Origin of the sequence: Prevotella sp. HMSC077E09, from assembly GCF_001814685.1 — a bacterium.
GTDB classification, from domain to species: Bacteria; Bacteroidota; Bacteroidia; order Bacteroidales; family Bacteroidaceae; genus Prevotella; species Prevotella oris.
In genome coordinates this window covers 24,146-25,452 of sequence record NZ_KV817578.1, presented here as the reverse complement: position 1 = coordinate 25,452, position 1,307 = coordinate 24,146, and the positions used below count along the sequence as shown (strand labels likewise).

Below are 1,307 nucleotides of genomic sequence, written 5' to 3'. Positions count from 1 at the left end.
CCGGAGTGAGAATAGACAGTATCAACCATATTGTTCAAAGTTTCATCGACCAAACAGAACTTAATCCACGAGTGGGTAAGGTTGTGGGACATATCTCCTTAAGTTTCTCCGTACAGGATTCTTCCAAGCTCAGTAATGAATGGATGGCGCAGATTGCTTGTGAATACATGGAGAAGATGGGAATAAAAGATACGCAGTACATCATAGGTCGCCATTTCGATAAGGAGCACCCTCATGTGCATATCGCTTTCAATCGGATAGATAACAACGGCAAGACTATCTCTGATCGTAACGACAGGTTCAAAAGTGAGAAGATTTGCAAAGAATTGACTGCCAAATACGGTTTATACTTTGCTGGTGGCAAGGAGAAGGTCAAGGAACATCGTCTGAAAGAACCCGACAAGACCAAGTATGAAATCTATCAGGCGTTGAAAACTGAAATTGCTCGGTGCAGGGATTGGAAGGCGTTACTTGTCCACTTGGAGAGAGAAGGGATTGATGTCCGCTTTAAGTACAAAGGCAATACACAAGAAGTGCAGGGAATTATCTTTGAAAAGAACGGTTATCATTTCAATGGCTCTAAAGTAGATAGGGGTTTTAGTTATTCCAAGATAGACTTTGCCCTGCAACAGAATGACAGGGAACACGAACAGCAGACACAAGGAATGATAAACCTCATATCCAATGTTGCAAGTGTTACGAGCGAAATTACCAATAACCTCATAGAAGGAGGATTAGATTTGTTTCAAACTCATGGTACTGTTCCTGCGGAGGTTTATAACACACTCGATAAAAAGAAGAAAAAGAAAAAACGTAAAATACATTTATAACTATGGCTGATAATAATACATTTGTCCTCTTTGAGGAAATCAAGAACAAACTGGAGACAATTTACAAGGAGCTAAAGGAGTTGAAAGAAAAGGAGAACAGTTCTGTTTCTCTCCCTATTCAATCTACATCAGCACAAAGTGATGAGCAGAAAGAACTGGAATTGCTCAATCAGTATGAACAGCGAACAAAAGATGTGATTAACAAGTATATTGGAGTACAAGTACGCATCAAAGATGAGGAGGCTAAGTCCATGGACAAATTGGTGGCAAGTGTCTTGACCATGTTACACGAATGGCAGGAGAAGAAAGAGCATCCAATACCGCAGGAACATATTCACAGGCACAGCTTTGACATCAAATCCTCGAAAGTCTTTACTTATATGGTAGCAGTATCTGTCCTTTGTTTTGTTTCTTTGGTCGGCAATTACTTCTTGTGGCAATGTAAACAGCAATACAAGGATGATGCCTTGAAATTTC

General features: G+C 40.1%; 2 protein-coding genes. Both read left to right on the top strand.

Features of this window, described 5'->3' with window-relative positions; translation table 11 throughout:
• On the top strand, window positions 1-830 hold an 830-nt coding region (locus tag HMPREF2983_RS09735), incomplete at its 5' end, for a relaxase/mobilization nuclease domain-containing protein (protein ID WP_070667950.1).
• Window positions 831-832: 2 nt separating this feature from the next.
• On the top strand, window positions 833-1,307 hold a 475-nt coding region (locus HMPREF2983_RS09730; protein WP_070667948.1), incomplete at its 3' end, for a hypothetical protein.